The organism is Bradyrhizobium sp. Leo170 (genome assembly GCF_004296405.1).
Lineage (GTDB): Bacteria > Pseudomonadota > Alphaproteobacteria > Rhizobiales > Xanthobacteraceae > Bradyrhizobium.
This window is the reverse complement of sequence record NZ_PSRR01000066.1, coordinates 12,482-31,349: the sequence shown is the minus strand read 5'-3', so window position 1 is coordinate 31,349 and position 18,868 is coordinate 12,482. Positions and strand designations below refer to the sequence as shown.

At 62.4% G+C, this 18,868-nt stretch carries 12 protein-coding genes; 2 read left to right on the top strand and 10 right to left on the bottom strand.

What is annotated here, in order from left to right:
* Positions 1–328: 328 nt before the first annotated feature.
* Positions 329–1,117, bottom strand: a complete 789-nt coding sequence (locus CWO89_RS14255; protein ID WP_245476235.1) for an MlaD family protein — start codon at positions 1,115–1,117, stop codon at positions 329–331.
* Between the two features lie 197 nt (positions 1,118–1,314).
* Between CWO89_RS14255 and CWO89_RS14250 the strand changes: the two genes are divergently transcribed.
* Positions 1,315–2,979 carry a GMC family oxidoreductase gene (locus CWO89_RS14250; RefSeq protein ID WP_130579409.1) on the top strand — a complete coding sequence of 555 codons (1,665 nt, stop codon included), beginning with the start codon at positions 1,315–1,317 and terminating at the stop codon, positions 2,977–2,979.
* Between the two features lie 153 nt (positions 2,980–3,132).
* Positions 3,133–4,494 carry an NAD(P)/FAD-dependent oxidoreductase gene (locus CWO89_RS14245; protein WP_165421141.1) on the top strand — a complete coding sequence of 454 codons (1,362 nt, stop codon included), beginning with the start codon at positions 3,133–3,135 and terminating at the stop codon, positions 4,492–4,494.
* A gap of 53 nt (positions 4,495–4,547) precedes the next feature.
* Here CWO89_RS14245 and CWO89_RS14240 read toward each other — a convergent pair whose 3' ends face one another.
* The 9 genes from CWO89_RS14240 to CWO89_RS14200 all read right to left on the bottom strand — a co-directional run bounded on the left by CWO89_RS14240 (position 4,548) and on the right by CWO89_RS14200 (position 18,741).
* Positions 4,548–7,916 carry an ATP-binding protein gene (locus tag CWO89_RS14240; RefSeq protein ID WP_165421140.1) on the bottom strand — a complete coding sequence of 1,123 codons (3,369 nt, stop codon included), beginning with the start codon at positions 7,914–7,916 and terminating at the stop codon, positions 4,548–4,550.
* 310 nt (positions 7,917–8,226) lie between these two features.
* On the bottom strand, positions 8,227–9,066 hold the full coding sequence (locus tag CWO89_RS14235; protein ID WP_130579403.1) for a DUF2066 domain-containing protein: 840 nt from the start codon (positions 9,064–9,066) through the stop codon (positions 8,227–8,229).
* A 546-nt stretch (positions 9,067–9,612) separates the two neighbouring features.
* Positions 9,613–10,605, bottom strand: a complete 993-nt coding sequence (copD, locus tag CWO89_RS14230; protein WP_245476212.1) for a copper homeostasis membrane protein CopD — start codon at positions 10,603–10,605, stop codon at positions 9,613–9,615.
* Between the two features lie 43 nt (positions 10,606–10,648).
* Positions 10,649–10,996 carry a copper resistance CopC family protein gene (locus CWO89_RS14225; RefSeq protein WP_130579399.1) on the bottom strand — a complete coding sequence of 116 codons (348 nt, stop codon included), beginning with the start codon at positions 10,994–10,996 and terminating at the stop codon, positions 10,649–10,651.
* Between the two features lie 3 nt (positions 10,997–10,999).
* Positions 11,000–12,004, bottom strand: coding sequence for a hypothetical protein (locus CWO89_RS14220; RefSeq protein WP_130579397.1), 1,005 nt, complete (start codon positions 12,002–12,004; stop codon positions 11,000–11,002).
* Between the two features lie 54 nt (positions 12,005–12,058).
* A complete protein-coding gene (locus CWO89_RS14215) occupies positions 12,059–12,427 on the bottom strand; it encodes a DUF2946 domain-containing protein (protein ID WP_130579395.1) in 369 nt (122 codons plus the stop codon).
* A 236-nt stretch (positions 12,428–12,663) separates the two neighbouring features.
* On the bottom strand, positions 12,664–14,094 hold the full coding sequence (locus CWO89_RS14210; RefSeq protein ID WP_130579393.1) for a DUF1254 domain-containing protein: 1,431 nt from the start codon (positions 14,092–14,094) through the stop codon (positions 12,664–12,666).
* Positions 14,095–14,381: 287 nt separating this feature from the next.
* A complete protein-coding gene (locus CWO89_RS14205) occupies positions 14,382–16,679 on the bottom strand; it encodes an SH3 domain-containing protein (RefSeq protein WP_130579391.1) in 2,298 nt (765 codons plus the stop codon).
* A 343-nt stretch (positions 16,680–17,022) separates the two neighbouring features.
* Positions 17,023–18,741, bottom strand: a complete 1,719-nt coding sequence (locus CWO89_RS14200) for an adenylate/guanylate cyclase domain-containing protein (RefSeq protein WP_245476202.1) — start codon at positions 18,739–18,741, stop codon at positions 17,023–17,025.
* Positions 18,742–18,868 lie beyond the last annotated feature (127 nt).

The following is an 18,868-nucleotide window of genomic DNA, read 5'->3' as shown; positions in this document are numbered from 1 at the left end:
CCACTACAGGCGGTCCCGGGTTACGCTGGCGCTCCACCCGGGCTACGCTTGGGTGGCAGAACTTACAGCATGATGAGGTGAGGTTGGAGCGGTGACGGCACCTTCTCCCTCTCCCCGTTCTTACGGGGAGAGGGCCGGGGTGAGGGGCTCTATCCGCGAACACGGCTGGCAAATGTGTATGCGGAGACTCCCCCTCACCCGAAATTCAAGCGGAGCCTGTCATCGGGCGGCGCTTCGCGCCGACCCGTTGGCTTGAATTTCGACCTCTCCCCGCACGCGGGGCGAGGTGCAACCGAGCTCGCTTCTCCATCGCGGCAATCATCATGCTCTAGCGCCCGCCGCCGGTTCCGCCAAATTTCCGGTTCGCCTGGTTCACGGACTGGCTGATATCGCCAAGCATCTTTCTCGTGTCGGCCATCAGCGCGCCGGACTTCTTGTCGAAGCTCTCGATCAGTTCGCGCAGCGAGATGACGGTCGGCAGCAATTCGCCGCCATATTTGTCGCTGCCGAGGCTCTTCAGGAATGCTTCGGTGCGGCTCATGCCGTCGTCGACGGCATTGACGCCCGCCTCGGCGGTGCTGATGACGCTGCTGATCTTCTCGCCATTGCTCGACAGCGAGGCGGTGAAGGTCTCGAACCCCCGCAGCGTGTCCTTCATCGCATCCTCGTTGTCGTTGATGACAGTGTCGACATTGCGCAGCACGGCGCGGATCTTTTCCTGGATGCCCATCGTCCCCAGGGGATCGGCGGTCAGTTCCGGAATGCCGTCGGCGCCGGTCGGCGGAAGCGGTGCCTCGTCGGTGCCGCCGGTGAAGGAGATCGCGGCGATGCCGGTCAGGCCCTGGAATTCGAGGCCGACCTGGGTGTCCTTCTTGATCGGCGCGGTTTTCTCGATCCGCGTCATGGCGATCACGCGGTGACGGTCGAGCCTGATCGACTCCACCTCGCCGATGCGCACGCCGGCGAAATTCACGCTGCCGCCGCGGCGCAGGCCCGAGGCCGAGCCCTCGAAGATCACCCGGAACGGCACCTGCTGCTGGATTCCGGCATATTTGCGGTAGCCGAGCCAGCCGCCGAGCGCGCCGGCGATCAACGCCAGCGCCAACGTCCCGATCATTACATTGCTGGCGCGCACCATGTTTCGACCTTCGAAGTGGGCTGCAAAAATAGCGGATTTGCGGCGGCCAGTCACCGCAGTGATCGAACAATTCGGCAGGATCGTCGTGATGTTCCGTAACCACTTTGCACCGAGAGGAAAGAAAAGCGTAAAAAGAATGGCGCAACGAAGCGAGCTGTGAAGGCGGGGGGTGACCAATGACCAGCACGATCGCCGGCGATCACAGCGGCGGCTTCACGAGCCGGCCGGTCAATCGCCGCAACGCCCTGGCGGCAACGTTCGGCGGCGAGCTCGCGCTGTCGAGCCTGGCTCGGTCCGCAGGCGCCGGGGCAGGGGCCGCATCCGGCGTCCGCATATTGCATTCGCCTGAGCAACTCGGTTCGTCTTACGACGACATCATTGTCGGTGCGGGCTCGTCCGGTTGCGTCATGGCGCACCGGCTCGCCCTGGCTGGACGACGGGTGCTCCTTATCGAGGCCGGCGGAGAAGTGAAGCTTGCAGCGGTCAAAGATCCGCAGGAGTGGCCCAAGCTGCAAGGCAGCGAGCTTGACTGGCGCTATTTGACGACCCCTCAACCGGGATTGGGAGGCCGCATCATCCGCTGTCCGCGCGGCAAGGTCGTGGGCGGCTCCAGTACGATCAATGCGCTCGCCTATCAGCGCGGCCACCCGGCTGCGTATGACCGCTGGCCCGCGGGATGGCGCGCAGCCGACCTCCTGCCGTACTTAAAACGCGCCGAGACTTTCTCCGGCGGTGGCAGCGCATGGCGGGGAGGCAGTGGTCCTCTCCACGTCCTGTCGCTCGCGGATGTCACGGATCGCAATCCGGTGGCATCCGCCTTCGTTAAGGCATCGCAAGACCTCGGGTTCCCGATGTCATCGGATATCGGAGGAGAGGTCACGACCGGCGTCGGCTGGAATCAACTCAGCATCAAGGACGGCGCTCGCCACGATGCGGCGACGGCGTATCTCGGAAGTCTCGAGAGCGTGACCGTCGATCTGCTGGTGGACACCGAAGTGCTGGGCCTCGTGATCGAAGGTGGACGGTGCATCGGCGTGCGGCTCGCCGAACGCATCGTGCGGGCCGCGAGCGAGGTGCTGCTTTGTGCCGGTGCGATCGATTCGCCACGCCTTCTGATGCTGTCGGGAATCGGCCCGGCCGACCAGCTCCGGTCATTCGGCATTCCCGTTGCCGTGGATCTGCCGGATGTCGGCCGCCATCTTGAGGACCATCCATTGGTCGCGGGCGTGGCGTACGCCGCACGGCGCGAGGTGCCGCGCTCGCATTACAACCATGCCGACGCCGTCCTCTACGTGCCGCGCGCCGACCCAAATGACAGCCCGGAGCACCTTGTGATGTGCCTGTCCTTGCCGTTCGTCCTGCCGGGCGTCGGTCCGCTGCCTCCACCGGCTTACGTGCTCGTTTCTTGCCTGATGCGACCCCGCAGCCGCGGCAGCGTGAAACTCGCTTCGGGTGATCCGCGGACTCCTGCTCTGATTGATCCGAACTATCTCTCCGAGCCGGCCGACATGGACCTTCTTGTCGAGGGCGTTTCTCTCGCCCGCGAGATCGGTGCCGGTAAAGCCTTTGCCGACTGGCGCGCACGCGAAGTCTATCCGGGGCCCGAGGCAAAGACCGCCGGTGACATCCGCAAGTTCATTCTTCGCGCGACGGATTCGTTCCATCATCCTGTCGGCACGTGCCGCATCGGTGCCGTCGTCGACGAGTCCTTGCGCGTGAAAGGCGTTGCGGGTCTGCGCGTCATCGACGCCTCGCTGTTCCCCGGGATCCCGCAGGCGATGACCAATGCCGCCGCCATCGCAGTCGCCGAGAAAGCCAGCGATCTGGTGCTCGCAGGGTAGAGCAATCTCAGATGAACACTTTGTGCTCAGATCAGGCGGTCATCGCCTCGCGGCACTACGATCGTAACGCGCTTCTTCCGCGCTGAAATCACGCTGTAACCCGTTCGTCCCCTCATGATGCGACACCGCTGCGCGGATGAGGAGAGGACTGCGATGGTAGTCAGAGCGATCGGTAAGCAGGCCGTAGTGATCGGTGCGAGCATGGCTGGTTTGGCCGCAGCGCGTGCGCTGGCCGACCACTTCGAACGGGTGATCGTGCTTGAGCGCGACCGCCTGCCTGAACAGGCAGTGCCGCGAGCCGGCACGCCGCAATCCCGGCATCTGCACGTTCTGCTGCCAGGCGGCCAGCGGGCGCTGACCGATCTGTTTCCGCATTTCGAGCGGGATCTGGCAAATGCCGGCTCGGTGCCGCTTCGAATGTCACGCGACGTACGTATGGAGATCCCGGGTCTCGGTCCACTCCCGTCGCGTGATTTCGGCTGGTTCCTCTACTGCGCATCCCGTCCGCTGATAGAGCTGATCACGCGCCGACAGGCCGAGAGGCTGACCAACCTGACGATGCGGCCGGGATGCCGGGTGCTCGAGATCACCGCCACGCCCGATGGCACCATGGTCACTGGCGTCATATGTGAAGATTCTGATGGGCGGCAGGAAACTCTCGCGGCCGATCTCGTTGTCGACGCTTCCGGACGCGGTGCGCCAACCTTGGCGCTGCTCCGTTCGTCCGGCGAGCCGGTGCCGGATGAAATCGTCATTGGTGTCGATCTCCATTATACGACGACCACCTTCGCCATTCCCCAGGATGCATCCACCGATTGGGGCGGCGTAGCCACTCACCCGCACGCGCCGGAACGCAGCCGCGGCGGCTATCTGATGCCGGTCGAAGGCAACCGCTGGGTCGTGACGCTCTCGGGACGGCTCGGCGAACAGCCGCCGGCCGAGCCGGACGGCTTCATGGATTACGCCAGGCGACTTGAGACGCAGACGGTCTACAACGCCATTGCGCATGCCGAGCGGCAGGGCGGCTTCGAGCGCTATGCCTTCCCAGCCAGCGTATGGCGCCGTTTCGACCGGCTGAGCACATTCCCGCGCGGCCTGCTGCCGATCGGCGATTCGATCTGCCGCTTCAACCCCGTCTATGGCCAGGGCATGAGCGCGGCGGCGCAGGAAGCTCGCCTTCTGAGGCAGCTTCTGCAGGGGCGCGCGACCAAGGCCGATCCGCTTGCCGGACTGGCGCTGGCGTTCTTTTCCGAAAGCCTGCCGTTGGTCGAGGGTCCCTGGAACATGTCGGCGATCCCGGATCTGGTCTATCCCGAGACACGCGGCGAACGCCCGGCAGATTTCGAGAGCCGGCTCCAATACAACGGAGCTCTGCTTCGGGCCGCGATGCGCGATCCCGCCGTTCACCGGCTGCTCGCAGAGGTTCAGCAATTGCTGAAGCCGCCAAGCGCTCTCCAGGAGCCGGCCGTCGAGCGGCTCGTCCAGCTTGAACTGTCCCAAATGGCTGCCGAATAATTCAGACCTTACGCAAGGTTTGAGAAGGGCGAAGCTTCGTTGCGGAAGGGCTGTCAACGAAGCTCGCCGAGCAAGGCTCGGGCGTTCCGCAAATCGCTTGTGTCAAAGCCTTCGGTGAACCAATCGTACACTGGGTCGAGAAGGTCGCGGGCCGCTTGTCGATTGCCCTGCTCAGCCAGGAGCCGTGCCAGGCTCATCGCTGCGCGCAATTCCCACGACTTGGCCTGCTGGGCGCGCGCAAGAGTGAGGGATCGCTCGAAATACGCTTTCGCTTTCGCCACGTCCCGCTGCGGCGATTTGAGCGCGATTTCACCGGCAACACGATGCGCCTCAGCCTCGCACCACCTTTCCTTGGTTGCTTGCATCGCCGCCATTGCCTTGTCGATGCAGCGCCAGGCATCATCAAATTGGCCCGAATCCGCATGCGCAGTTGCCAGCATGAACTGGTGCTCCGGCGTGAATATGGTCGACCCGGCCGACCGCCATAAATCGATGCCTAACGTGACTGTCTCGACCGCCTCTGTGGCTCTTCCCATGAGGGTGAGGACATAGCCCCGCCGCAATACACCTTCCGCCTTTCGAAATGGGGCGCGCTTCTCCTCTGCCAGGATGGCAAGTTCCTTGAGATACTCGTTTGCCGCGTCATAATTCCCGCAATAGGTGTTAACGAGAATGGGGAAGTTCAGCGTGAACATCAAAGTGGCGGCATGTTCAATCTGACGCGCTTCCATCAGCGCGCAGTCTGCATCCCTGAGCGCAGCGTCGGGATAGCCGAGCAGCCACACCGCCATTGAACGAAAGCCCAGGCACGTCATCCGCAGATCCTGGCCAAAACGCGTCATTAATCGCCGGTGCTCGGCTGGACGGTAAAGCGCGAGCGCCTCGTTGTAGTGCGCCAGAGCCTTGACCTGATCCCCCATGAACGCGAGCGTACTACCCATGGTGCGGTGTCCGACCATGAGCGGTACCGTCGTCCCCTCCTTCTCACCGAGAGCAAGAAACCGCGCCGCGAGCTCTCGCGCAGCCTCGCCATCAAAGCTTATGAAATTGACGAGCCATTGCCCGAACAGCGCCGAGAGCAGCAGTGAAGCATCATCGGGAGATTCTCCGAACCGTTCGGCCTGCTCGATCAGCGTTCTCACCTGAGCCACCGCAGCCTTGGTTTCCGGCGCGCTATAGCCCTTGACATGCATGAGCGTGTTCACGAGCGCAATTTGCCAAACGATCTGCTCGCGCCGCAGGTCGGGCGTGCTGGGCAAGGTTGCGACTTGCGCCAGGGCATGGGTGAGCTGTTCTGCGGCTTCGGCCAGTGCCGAGCGCTCCTGTGAGCGCTGTCCCGCCTTGCCCCACAGGAGCGCCGACTTCTCGATCAGGTCGGCGTTCATGTAATGACGCGCCAGCAACTCGGGCTGGCTTTCAGCGATTTCCGGAAACTGACTCTCGAGGACCTGGGCGATACGCGCGTGCAGCATGCGCCGTGGCTCGCGCAGCAGCGTGCTGTAGGCTGCGTCCTGCACCAGCGCATGCTTGAACAGATAGCTCACATGTGGCGGGGTGCCCTGCCGAAACAGCAAACCCGCGGCTACGAGCCGGTCAAGCTCGTCGTCCAATTCCGCTGGCGGCCTTCGCACCACCGCGGCCAGCAACATGTGGGGAAATTCCCGTCCGATCGCAGCGCCAACCTGCGCCACGTCTTTCGCCGGGCCGAGCCGGTCGAGCCGCGACATCAGCGAGGCCTGCAGGCTGGCCGGGACCGGCACCACGGACCTTGGCTTTCCCGCGGCGGCCCGCTGCGCTTCGTTCTCACCCTCCGCATCCAGCACCGCCTTGGTCATTTCCTCGGCGAACAGTGGAACGCCGTCGCTGCGCTCGATGATGTCCAGGCGGATGCCTGCCGGCAGCGACCGGATGCCGACGACTTCCTTGATGAGGGAATCGATGTCGCGCCGCGTCAGCCGATTGAGCGTCAGCGCAGCCACATGTGACCGTCCGATCCAGGGCTGGCCAAATTCCGGCCTGAAAGTGACGAGCATCAAGAGCCGGTGTCTTGCGGCCAGATCCACCACCCGGGTGAACAATTCGTGGCTGGTTGGGTCGGTCCAATGCGCATCTTCGACAATCATCAGCACGGGACTGATCCGCGCCAGCGCCTCAAGCTGCGAACAGAGAGCTGCCAGCGTTTTCTGACGACGGAGCTGCGGCTCGACTTCAACCGGAGGGTAGCGCCCATCGTTGGGCAGCGACAGCAACTCGGCGATCAGGGACGCATCCTCGGACGGGGTCGAGCTCTGCGCCAGCAGCGCATCGAGCTTGTCCAATTTCGATTGCGGGCCGTCATCGTCTTCCAATGCAGCGACGCGCATCAACTGGCTGATGATCGGATGAAGCGCGCTATCGGTATGTTGCGGCGAACAGACGTAACGCAGGCGTATGTGCGGCTCGCGAGCAAGCTGCTCGAGCAATCCGAAGGTGAGCCGTGACTTGCCGATCCCCGCTTCGCCGGAAATCAGCACCACCTGACCTTCGCCGTCCCTGGCCTTTGACCAGCGTTGAAGCAGCAACTCGAGTTCTTCTTCCCGCCCCACCAGCGGCGTCAGGGCACCCACGTGCAGCGCCTCAAAGCGGCTTGCCACCGAGCTCGGCCGCAGTGCCGCCCACACGCGCACGTCGCCCTGGATGCCCTTGAGGTCTCTTGTCCCGAGATCCTGCAGCTCGAACAGATTTCCGAGCAGCCTCCGGGTGCCGTCAGCAATGACCACCATGTTCGGCGACGCGACCTGTTGCAGCCGCGCGGCCAGATTTGGAGTTTCCCCCACAATGCCGCGTTCCTGGGTGCCCCCCGACCCGCCGAGATCTCCCACGACCACCACTCCGGTCGCGATCCCGATGCGGATTTGCAGAACGACCGGAGCCTTGAGGGCGGATAGTGCCGAGATCAGCCCCAGTCCGGCCCGTACTGCTCGCTCCGGGTCATCCTCGTGCGCTCCGGGATAGCCGAAATAGATGAGAACGCCGTCGCCCATATATTTCGCCACGAAGCCGTCGAAGCGCCGCACGGTCTCCGTGACACATTTCTGGTAGGCCGAAATGATGTCTCGTAGATCCTCCGGATCCATACGCGTCGAAAGTTCCGTCGAGCCCACCAGGTCGACGAACATCACGGTGACCTGACGCCGCTCCGCGGTGTCCTGTGTCTTCGGCTCCATGGACGACGCAGGGCGTTCGGGTGCAGCCTGCGCAGGAGCCGCAGGCTCGCCGATGGCTGCAAGGATTTTCCGCCGGTGCCCGAGCGGAATTGCGATGTCCTTCAGGTCCTCATCTGTCAGGTGGGGCAGAACGGAGACGTCAATCGCGTGGTCGGCAAAACGCTGCGCGTATTGCCCGAGACCAAGTCGATCAAGCCACTCGGCAATCTCCTGCACGTCGCCTCCCGGCTGAGCTGCTGTCAATCATGGCCTTGCCGGCCGACCTGAGTTCCCGCGCGGCAACGGGACAAAAAGGTGCGCTCGCCACGCCGCCATCGATCGGAACATTGCACTTGCGGGGCCGGCCCGTTCGCCGCACCCCCAAAAGGAACTGCATCCGGGCTCGTCATAGCCCTGGGCTGGATTACCGCAGATTACATCGATTGAGAGTGAAATACCGCACAGATCGGACGGGCCAGCGCCATTGAGCCGACTGTTCCGCCGGCGGTCAAAAGCGGCGTCTTGACCAGTGGCCGGTCGATTCCGCCTATCCCGGATCGCCGTTTCCCGAGAGGATTTGAGCCGCGCCGCCGATGCCGCGGCGGAAGGCCTCATCAAATGTGACGCCGCGAAGCTGCCATCGGTGCGCCCGGCCGTTCCAGTCCATGCGCCACTCCGTCGCCCATCCGAGCTCCGAATCTTCCCACGTCAGCCGTCCGACCAGGACGACTTCGCCACCCCGTTCGGCCGCCACGGATGCCAATGTCGAGGATGGTGTCGTCAAGAGCTCTGCGGCGTCGATATTGGCTTTCGCCAATGCTGCCACATCGGGCAGCACGATCATCATGCCCCGCTTCAGGGCCGCGGCGAGGAGTGAGTCACGTTGCAGGTCGGACTGCTTTGCATCCGATGTGGCGATGAATTGTCTTGAGCCCTGCTCCATCTCGACGAAAACGCCAAGGATCGGGCGGCGCGAAAGCCAGGGCGTGACGCCGAGCGAGTTAAGAACATCGTTGATCTTGTTGTCATCGAAATCGACGATCAAATCGTACGGCCGGTCGCGGGTGCCCTGCTCGTCGCGCTTCGGCTTGCCGGACATCTGGTCGCGGTAGCTATAGGCGCTGACGAAATCGGCCGAACGCGATTTGTACGTGTCTAGTCGAGGATCGCTCTCCAGTTCGAGAGCTCCGGACACCTTGATGAGAACGTCCTCGAGACAAGCGGCGAAGCCGATGGTGCGATTGGCTTCACCCTGTCCAGTGACGATTGTCTGTGCGCGATAGAGATTCTCCGCCGCGGCTGCGGATGTGCTGGCCCAGTTCGCCAACGCAGCTATCAGCAATATCTTGACGATGACGGCGACCACACCTGGACATCGCTTGGTCATATGCCCGAGCCGCCACTTGAACGGATGCTGAACAAGATCGGCGACCTCGCGCCGAGCGGGATAGGCTGAAAAAAGGAGCAGCCCGCCACTCGAGCCACTTGGTGGCGACGCGGCCGCAATACCGGTCGCCAGCGCTACATTGAAGTGCTGACCGATCCGCACGGCTTTAATGTTTTGATCGAGCGCCCGTGCAAGCACCCTTCATGTTGCTGGGCGAGGGCAAGCAAGCCCATGATAATCAAAGCCACCAAGACACACCCGGCCACGAGGTTCTGCATCATGGCTGTCACTCCACGGGGTTAGCAGACTACGTAGTAGATGACCGCGGCCAAGGATGATGAACACCATGGGCGCGGCCGTCAATACGCGGCAAAGCCGATCGAGGCCGGTCGACCGGAGGCCGGAAGGAACGTTGATCAAGATCGACACAGGTCCGCCGTGGGGCAAAGCGGCGGTCGAGGTGGGCGCACAGATGTCCGCCCTGGTTCAGACAGCCGACGTGGTGAGGGCTGGAGCGCGGTTCAGTTCAGGGCCACAAGCCGACTCTCAGTGATGACCGTGTGCGCTAGACAATGTTTGCGCGCGACAGGGGCCAATGTAGCTTTGATAGTCGCCGGTCATCGCGAGGTCGTAGTGAACGGCGGGATGCATGGTTCCGAGCATCGCAACAATGACAAGGATGCCCAGTCCGAATGCTGTCTCGATCGCGCTGTTGTGGATCAGTTGACGAAGCGCGTTGGACGATTGCTCGTTTCCAAAGGAAGCGAGCTGCGGCGTCAGGCGAAACCGGTTGATAGCAGCGAAGACGAGCATCACCGCGAACATCGCGACCTTGAGCGTCAGCACGCGCCCATATTCGGTGGCGACGAGCCCGTGCAGGGAGCCGACCAGGATGGCGGCGTTGATAATGCCGCTGAGCATGAGGATTGCTACGCTGACGATGCCCAACGTCGAAAATCGGGCAACGACATTGCGAGCGAGCGACATTGCGTTGTTTCGATGGGCGATGGCCAGGAACAAGCTCAGTGCCACCAAGCCGCCGATCCAGGCCGCGGCGGCAATCAGATGGAGCGTATCTGCGGCGAGGTGCAGGTAGCCCATCGCTCCAAGTGTCGAGCCAGCGTGACCAGTCCAGGCGAGACTTGCGGCGAAACCGAGCGCCGCCGCAAGCGCTAGCCACTCCGCGAATGCCACGCGATAACATGCAAGGCAGGCCGCCAGACCGATCGCAAGGCCCAGGCGAATTGTCGTGACCTGGCCGAACTGCGTTTCATTGATCACCGTCGACAATACGTCCGTGCTCATGGCCTCATTCGATGGCAGTCCGCTCATCGACCCCGCCTGCAGCAACAGCCAGATCGCCCCGGAGATCGTCGCGGCAGCAAGAGCAAGCCATAGGACCCGAAGCGTTTGGGTCTGGAGTCGATTGGCGATGCCTTCCTCCGAACGCAAAACGGGTTTCGCGACCACCATCCGGAAAACCAGCGTTCCGGTCATAGTTGCCGTCGCCGCGAAGTGGATCGCTCGCGTCGCGATCATGGGCGCCCCTGCTGCGGACCAGTCCATCGGCGCCTCGCGCGGCCTATTGGCCGACCAGGAAGCTGAAGCTGCCATCGGTCGTGTGGGTGTCCACGGACAGCACGCGCCAATTCACGTGGTACGCGCCAGTGCCACCCGGCTTTAGCGCGACCGACATCTGGTTGCCACTGACACGAGCCTTGCCGGTGTCGACGCGCTGCCCGGCCGGGCCGGTTACGGTGACGGTGCTGAACGCCGGCTCCAGCTTCTGCGTGAACCAGAGCGTCACCTCGCGCGGAGGGCTTGCGACCTTGTTGCCGACGCGGGGCTCGGCGTGGTCGAGGAAGGCGTGAGCGGCCGCCTCGCCGGTCGCGAGCAATAGCAAAAGCAGACTCAGAGTTGGGCGTCGCATGGATCAATTCCTTGGAAAGGGGCTGGCGGGCTGGACCGCGGGACCGAAGATTGGTCTTCCAATTCCATGAGGATCAATGTCGTCGAGGTAGAGATGCAGTTGGGCGATCACGCCGACATTGGTGCCGCTTTGCCTGTTGATCGGGATTAGGGCTTCGACACCGACCTGGAATTTGTTCCCGACCCAAAGGACTCCGGGGTTGATGGTCCCGGTCGTCTTCGTGCCCGAGGTCAACGTGTTCGACACCGGCGTCTGCAGCGTCGCTTCGACCAGTGGGATCAGGTGATTGACGAATTCCGGCAGTCCGAGGTCGATCACCGCGGACCTCAGATAGGGCATGCTGTATTGGATCGTTGCGCCCCAGTTCAGCACCCGGGGATTGAACTCCGTGTCGGCCGTTATCTCGCCGATGTCTGGATCGAACCCGAATGTCGTCGTGGAGCGCCTGCCCGGTATGGCGTAGCCGACCTGTCCGGTAACAGCGACCGGTCGCAGCCATGACAGGGTGTCGGGTAGATCGCCAAAGCCTTTGCCGAACCAGATCGTCGGCGTGTAGGTGTTGAACGGATCGGCGCCGACGCTGTCGGCGCCGGTGCCGCCCCATTCGATGCTCAACCCCACCGACATGACGAATTCATGCGCGGGGTCCTTGAAGACGCGGTACTTGAACGTGGTTTCGAGGTTTTGAAATCCGTGCGCGCCCGTTCCGGTGGGCCCCCCGGGTGGACTAAAGACGCTATAGGTCGACCCGATCGAGATCGCAAAGGCCTCAGTGATCCGCTTGGAAAATTCACCGGAGAAATCGCGCTGTCGAAACGACGGATCGTCGCCGGTCTTGAAGCCGGATACCGTCGGTAATGAAAGCTCGTCATTCACGCCGGGATCGTCGATGGTGAGCGTGGCCGGAAAGAAGCGGTTGCCGACGATTTCATGGGCCGCGCCTCCGGAAAGAGGAATAAGCGCGATCGCTGCGCCCCATAGGCCCGCTCGCACGTGACAGATGGACATGGAAGGTCTCCGCGAGTTTGATGTGCAAACGCAGCGGCCATGGGCCGCCATGCTTTACGCAAATCGCGGGGGTGCACGCGCCTGGGTATTCGAGCCGATGCGGGACGCTACGCGCGTCAGTTCTTTATCGGCCCAAAGAATTGGCCTGAACTGACGGAGGAGCACAACGAGGGCGACAGGCCTCGGCGCATCAACGGCGGTCCCTGCATGGGCTACGCAGATCGCGCAAAGACCATCGTGAGCATGTTGCTCGCGATCCTGATCGCCGGAGCCGGTGGTTGCGTCACTATGGCAAATGCCGGCTGATTGCAGCGGATCGGCAATCGCGATGCCCGCGGCCCAGCATGCCGCGATCGGCGCCACGATCTGCATCGCCAGCGCGAGCAGGACGATCGGAAGAAATCCCTGTAGCCGTCGAGACATCTTGTCCACCCACGACGAAGGCTACCACCGTGCTGCGTCGGGGTCGAGCCATCCGGACCAGCGTACGGCGCAATCCGTCTTAGCGATCAGTCCGAACGGACGATCTTTACGGGCCGAAAGAGCCATTCGAGAATGGCCGGTCGTGTGAAGGGTTTCGGATGCCGGCCGCCGAGCACGCGGCGCTGTCCCTCAAGCGGCCGGCATCCGAAACCCTTCACAACAGCCGACAAGCGAAGTCATGTCTCTTGCTTTGTCACGGCCGGAATTTTCCACGAACCATTGAGAATGGATGGGGTGCCTTCCTTGGGCCAATACATGCGGAGCATCAGAATGAACTTGCCAGCCGGCGCTGGGAGCCAATTAGATTCCTTGCCAGGTCCGGGTGAATCCTTCTGGATGTAGAGGTCGGTGGACCCGTCGGGATTGGTCTTGAGATTCTGTCGAGGACTGATCGAGTAGCGGTTCAGCGGATTGTTCACGAAGAAATACTTGTCATCATACATTGTAAGGGACCAGAAGCCGCTTACCGGGGGTAGATGTCCTTTCGGAAAATGCATGACGTACTTGTTCGCACCATCGTAGGAACTGTCTTCGGCGTCCTTCAGCGAAGTCGGATAGACCGCATCTTGCGGTCGATTAGCTCCGAGACCAATGGCCGTCACCAGGGCCCGCATGAGGTAGTCGGTGCCGTAGATGCCCGTTTTTGTCGTAAACCCCCAGCCGTTAATGTCCTTGACCTCACTGTTGAGCTTGAACTGAGCCATGATCCGGTCGAAGGCGACCTCAGGGATTCGCTTGACAAAATCCGCATTGAGCTTGCTTGCATCGAAATCTTGGCCCGGAACGAGTCCGATCTTTGCAAACCGTGCCAGAGCGGGGGCATCCTCTGGTGCGGGCGGATTGGTTTTCATCAATTGAGCAAGCAAGGTGAAGTAAGCCTTCGCGTCCATCCGGTTCACCTGATCGCGCACCGCGGTCTTGGTATCGATGGACGGATCAACCTTCCCTTCGGGCGGGGTATACGTCTTTCCGTAGGAACTGAGCGGCACCAGCTTGCACTGGTCTTGCAATTCGTGGACAGCTTTGTAGTCCTCGGGTGTGCCGGTGCAGTAGATGCGGCCCAGAATCCAAACGATATTTGTCGGCGATTTATATTCTCGAACGCCCTGTGGAAGCACACCGTTCCAGCCTGGGCCCGTGATAGCGTAAGTTTGCGCGCCCGTGCCCGTCGTGCGCTTTCCGGGAACCTGAAACACCGTGGTCCACCCATCGAGCATAGGGAACAGGAAGTACCGGTCCTTCATGTCGGGGATGCTGAGCACCCAAGGCTCGTTTCCGACATCCAGGAATGCAGTCGTATAGAGAGTGTCGGCGTTCGGCGCAGTCACATCGCGAAAGGAGGCGTTGGGATACTCACGCAGTCTGATCAATTGTCCCATCGGCGCCTTGGTGCCTTCGGGCCGTGCGACATTAGTGATGACCCTGCGGGTCATTTCCATCGTCACCAAGGGGTAACCATAGATGTAGGCATCCGTCGCCAGCCAAAAATCCTCCAGCCCTTCGCCGAGATTGAGTTCGCCCCATTCGGCTCTGGATATGGTGCTGATAGAAGAGCCAGCGAGCAGACTCAAACCGCCAATGGTGGCTGCACGTCGGGTGATCGTCATCGCAGACCTCTTTTTGTGCTCGGGTACGACGCCAAGAAAAGAAGCGACGGATGGCTTGCTGGGGAGCCCGGAACAGAGTCCCGGACTACCTTTAAGTCTCCTTATGCCCGAGCTGGTTCAATGGAAATTGTGAAGTCGCGGGTCCGCGCCGCTCAGGTTGTTTTCCAACAGCGGTCAAACCCTTGTATGGCTGCGTCATGTCCGCTCTGACCCGGCTCCGTATTTCTCCACGCTCACCCCCTGAACATGCGCTGCTGGACGTGGAGGAGTCTGAACCCAGCCATCGGCTACCGCGCGGCGCTCGTCACCAGCCGCCGCGCCCAGCCGATCTGGTTTCCGCCCTCCACGAGGTCCCAGTTGCCGGCCCGCAAATAGACGTTGGCAATCACATCGGACTTCATCTTGCCGAATGGCTTGGCCGAGTTGTCGGGCACAGCGAAGAGCTGCACGTTGCCGTCGGCGACGATATAGGCCTTCGCGACCGGACGGCGCTCAGGCGGAGTCACCGCTGACGCGCCTTGCAGCGTCTTGGCGCTGCTGCCGGGATCGAGGGTCAGCCGGAGCGCCGTCGCGATATGGCGGGGGTTCGAGGGATAGATCCTGCCGGAGCTGCGGATCGCTCCAATCATCAGATTGAACGAGGCGAGTGCGTCCTTCCTCTCGCCATGGTCGAGCAGCACCAGGCCACGGGCATAGTCAAGCATAGCGCTGAAGAGAGGCTGTGAGCCGCCCTCCGCCTCGCCACGTTTTGCCCACTCCGTGCCCTCGGCGTAATTCTGGCTGATCCAGTCGTGGCTTGCCTTGTCCAATGCGAAGATCCCATCGTACTCCACGATCCGATTGTAGAAATAGTAGGCGGCGGTTTCGGCGGTGAAGTCGATCCGGCAGCGGTTGAAATTGGGCTGCAGCGGCAGCGCCTGCAGGATCGGATGGAAGTGGTCCGAGGGATAGAGTTTCAACAACCGCTGTGCGGCACGGCGGACATCTTCGTCCGAGCTGCACAGGGATTCGACGACGATCCGATAGTCATCGAAACGGAAGCCCGGAATGTTGCGCTTGTTGGAGAGGCGATCGGGCTTCACCGACTGATCCCAATTGGGCCGCAGCGTCGGCGGAAGGTATTTCCCGTCGTCGATCACGCCCAGCGCATTCGAGAGCAGGTTCAGATAGGGGGCGACCAGTGCTGAACCTTTGGCGGATTCATCACGCAGGCCCTTGACGACGTAGTCGGCAACCTGGCCCCAAGATTGGTACAGCTGGGTGCGGTCGCGGTCTTCCCCGCGGACATACGCATCCACCTGCTCGTTGAGCGATCCGCTGTCGGTTGCGGAGGTGGTCTTCGGCTCGGAGTGCACGGCGGGAGTGGTGGTGGCGCCCGGAGCGGAGACCGAGGCCGGAGCAGGCGGAGCGGGTGCGCGCTGCTCCGCCCGGGACTCCGCAGACGACGCGGCTGTTTTCGGAACAGGACCACCCGCTTGCGCCACCTGCGTCAAGGCCGACGCACTTGGTGGCGGCTCCGGCGGGCTCGCCGCTGATGATACCTTCGCATGCCCCGGCACCGGCCGCGCTTGCGGCGGCAGGTCGGGCTGAGTGTCCAGTGGTTCTGAGTTCGCGCGGTCGCGCGCCAGCACCGAATAACGCGGCAGCGGGCTAAACCGGGCGAAGTTCAGGGCCCTGCTGCGTACGCTGTTGGTCTGGAGTGTGAAATGTCCGTCGAGGGGCGTCTTGTCGGACTTGGTCGCCACGCGTCCCTCCACGCAGGCTTCGTCGGCGACGAGCTCGTTGCGCTGCAGCGCGGCGGTGACGGTTTGCTCGATGTAGTGCTGCGAGAAATAGAGGTGCGGTTGCGGAGAGCTCTCCACCGACAGTAGATCCATCGGCGTCGGCCCGTTGCGCTCGCCCGCGATTATCTCGAAGCTGAGCTCGCATCGGGCGAAAGTGCGGGATACGTCCTTACCGACCGGCCGGTAGACGGCGATCAAGAGCTTATGCGTGCCGACGCGGGGTGGGATCTTGAGCGAGACGTTGTCGGGATCCCGGCTGAATGTGATGTCTGAGTTGTTCGCGCCGACGAACACTCGATACTCGTCGCTGCCGACCGTCTGGCGATCCGGCACGCCGTGAATGTCCAGCGCATACAGCGGCTCGTCCAGAGGCGGCTGGCCGAGATAGGCCAAGGCAAACCCAACAATAACCATCGCGACCGCTCCGCCCACGGTCGCGCGCACCGGACTGCCCGGAATTCTCAGGGTCGAGCGGACGACCGCCGATCCACCGAGCAGGGCGCCGGCGCCTCCGCACAGTAGCGCGAAGATCAACTCGATCATCCAGTAGGTCACGCGGTTTCCGACGAAAAGGGTACCGACGACGAAAACGGTCGCGAACGAGATCACGGCAACGAGCACGAGGGCGGCGACCGCCATAATGATCTGGACGGGCGATGGGCTTGCCTCGATCCTGCCGCCGTCGAGGACGGCGTCGGAGTCGGAGTTGCTCGTTTCTGTTCGCCGTTTGCTTGCTCGTCGGATGTCGGATTTGCCGGGCATCTGCGTGCTGTCGGCGTCGTGTGCGCTACCCTCGGTCATGGCCAACACTCCTGGTGCTGCGCGTGGATGCACAGGATGAGACTATTCCCGATCGATCACTGCTCGTGTGAGCTATATTACAATCGAGGGGCAGGCGGCGTGGTGACGCAGGGGAGAAGCCGGACGAGAGGCGCCGTCGCTTGGCAGGCATTGCGAGCACCGCTGCCGAACGTCACGGTATGCTGTCTGCGCGTCGGTGTGCTTGGGTCCGGCACGCCTGACGTCCGCTTGTCCGCCAAGAGCGGCGCAATCGCGGGCGTCGACCGGGGTTGCAAAAGGGCCAACAGCGGAAGTCGCGCTCATTCGATCACCTCGTTGCGCAGATAAGCACTTGGCTCCGATTTCATTCCGGCAACCCAGCTCGCCGCAATGCTTCTTCGTATCGCGAGAGGCCTTCGGCGTGCCAAGGGCCCAGCACGTCTTTGAGATTGGAAACACGTAGCGCGGGATTGAGTTGCCGCAGCCGAGCCATTGCCTTGTGTGCTTGCTCCGGCCGTCCGGCCATTGCATTGCTTGCGGCGGCGACGCGTAATCCAGATTGATGGTCCGGATTGTCCTGCAATGCCACTGCCGCCCACGATGCCGCTTGGTCATAGCGGCCCAGGAAGAAATGGGCGACCGCGGTCCCAACCCGCATTCCTGTCACCCGCGGATCAAATGGGCTTAGGCGCAGAGCACGCGCGAAGCGCTCGATCGCCGCCTCGTGCTCGCCGAGAAAGGTTTTTGCCCAGCCGCCGTAGTGCCATGCCTCAGCCGAATTGGAATTGAGCACAAGCGCACGATCGATTAAGGCGGCGCCTACCTCGAGATCGCGAACGACATACGCTATTGCACGCCCGCCCTCGGCGAGCGCGGTCGCGTCATCCTTGCCCAACTCAACCGCCCGTTGGGCGAGCCTCTTCACTTCGGCAATCTCGTTTGCTGTGTCTGAAAACCAGCCATTGACTTTGGCAAAGTGGTAGCAAGAGGCGGCACGGCCGTAGGCGGAGGCAAAATCGGGGTCGAGCTCGATCGCGCTTTTGAACAGGCGCAATGCCTCGTCGTTCACTTGCCGGCTACCATACTGATAAAGCCTGGCCAACCCGCGTAAATAGAGGGCATAGGCGTCGAGACTCTCGGTCGGCTTGCGCTTGGCACGCTCGATCTCGGCTTTTTCCACCACCGGCGCGATCGCCCCGACAACGCTCTCGGTCACCTGGTCCTGCAGATCGAAGATGTCGCCGAGCCCGCCATCAAACCGGTCGGCCCAAAGATGTGCCCCGGTGGCGGTATCGACGAGCTGTCCCGTGATGCGCACCCGGTTGGCCGCTTTGCGAACGCTGCCTTCCAGCACGTAGCGCACCCCAAGCTCGCGCCCAACCTGCTTCACGTCGACGGCGCGCCCCTTGTAGGTGAAGCTCGAATTGCGGGCGATGACGAACAGCGCCTTGAAATGGGACAGCGCCGTGATGATGTCCTCGGCCATTCCATCGGCGAAGTAGTCCTGTTCGGGGTCGCCGCTCATGTTCTGGAACGGCAGCACGGCGATGGATGGTTTGTCGGGGAGCGGAGGGGCCGAACTCAGCCTCTCGGTCAGCGCGCGACGCGGTCCCGTACTTACCGCGTATGCGCGGACCGGCCTGGAGATGTGCTTGAGTTGCTGCTCGCCGCGATCCTCTAAACCAACGTCCAGCTTGCCTTCGACTTCGCTGTACACCTTTTCGGAAATCAGGATGCCGCCCGGATCAGCGATCCCCTCCAGCCTGACAGCAATGTTGATCCCGTCGCCGTAGAGGTCACCGTCCTGCCCAACGATAACGTCACCAAGGTTGAGCCCGACGCGCAACCTTAGGGGACTGCTGCCCAGGGCGAGATGATCCTGTATCTCGACCGCGCATCTCGTCGCGGCTAAGGGACTCGCGAACTCAGCGAGCGCGCCATCACCCGTTGTCTTGATAAGTCTTCCTTCGTGGCGGGAGAGGCTAGGTTCGATCAATTCTCGCTTGAGTCGCTCGAACTCGGCGTAGGTAGCTTCCTCAGCGCGTTGCATCAACGCGGAGTAACCGACCACATCGGCGGCCAAGATTGCCGCTAGTCGCCTTTGAACCCGCTGCTCGATCACAGTACCCTCTAGATCACAGCACCCTCCAAACGACCAGACTAACCGCGCTCGGGTGGGGGAGGAGCCTGCGAACATCAGCGCTTTTGGC

Coding starts and splice junctions, on each gene's coding strand:
- CWO89_RS14255 (WP_245476235.1), bottom strand. CDS start 1,117: ATGATCGGGACGTTGGCGCTGGCGTTGATCGCCGGCGCGCTCGGCGGC.
- CWO89_RS14250 (WP_130579409.1), top strand. CDS start 1,315: ATGACCAGCACGATCGCCGGCGATCACAGCGGCGGCTTCACGAGCCGG.
- CWO89_RS14245 (WP_165421141.1), top strand. CDS start 3,133: ATGGTAGTCAGAGCGATCGGTAAGCAGGCCGTAGTGATCGGTGCGAGC.
- CWO89_RS14235 (WP_130579403.1), bottom strand. CDS start 9,066: ATGACCAAGCGATGTCCAGGTGTGGTCGCCGTCATCGTCAAGATATTG.
- copD (WP_245476212.1), bottom strand. CDS start 10,605: ATGATCGCGACGCGAGCGATCCACTTCGCGGCGACGGCAACTATGACC.
- CWO89_RS14225 (WP_130579399.1), bottom strand. CDS start 10,996: ATGCGACGCCCAACTCTGAGTCTGCTTTTGCTATTGCTCGCGACCGGC.
- CWO89_RS14220 (WP_130579397.1), bottom strand. CDS start 12,004: ATGTCCATCTGTCACGTGCGAGCGGGCCTATGGGGCGCAGCGATCGCG.
- CWO89_RS14215 (WP_130579395.1), bottom strand. CDS start 12,427: ATGTCTCGACGGCTACAGGGATTTCTTCCGATCGTCCTGCTCGCGCTG.
- CWO89_RS14210 (WP_130579393.1), bottom strand. CDS start 14,094: ATGACGATCACCCGACGTGCAGCCACCATTGGCGGTTTGAGTCTGCTC.
- CWO89_RS14205 (WP_130579391.1), bottom strand. CDS start 16,679: ATGACCGAGGGTAGCGCACACGACGCCGACAGCACGCAGATGCCCGGC.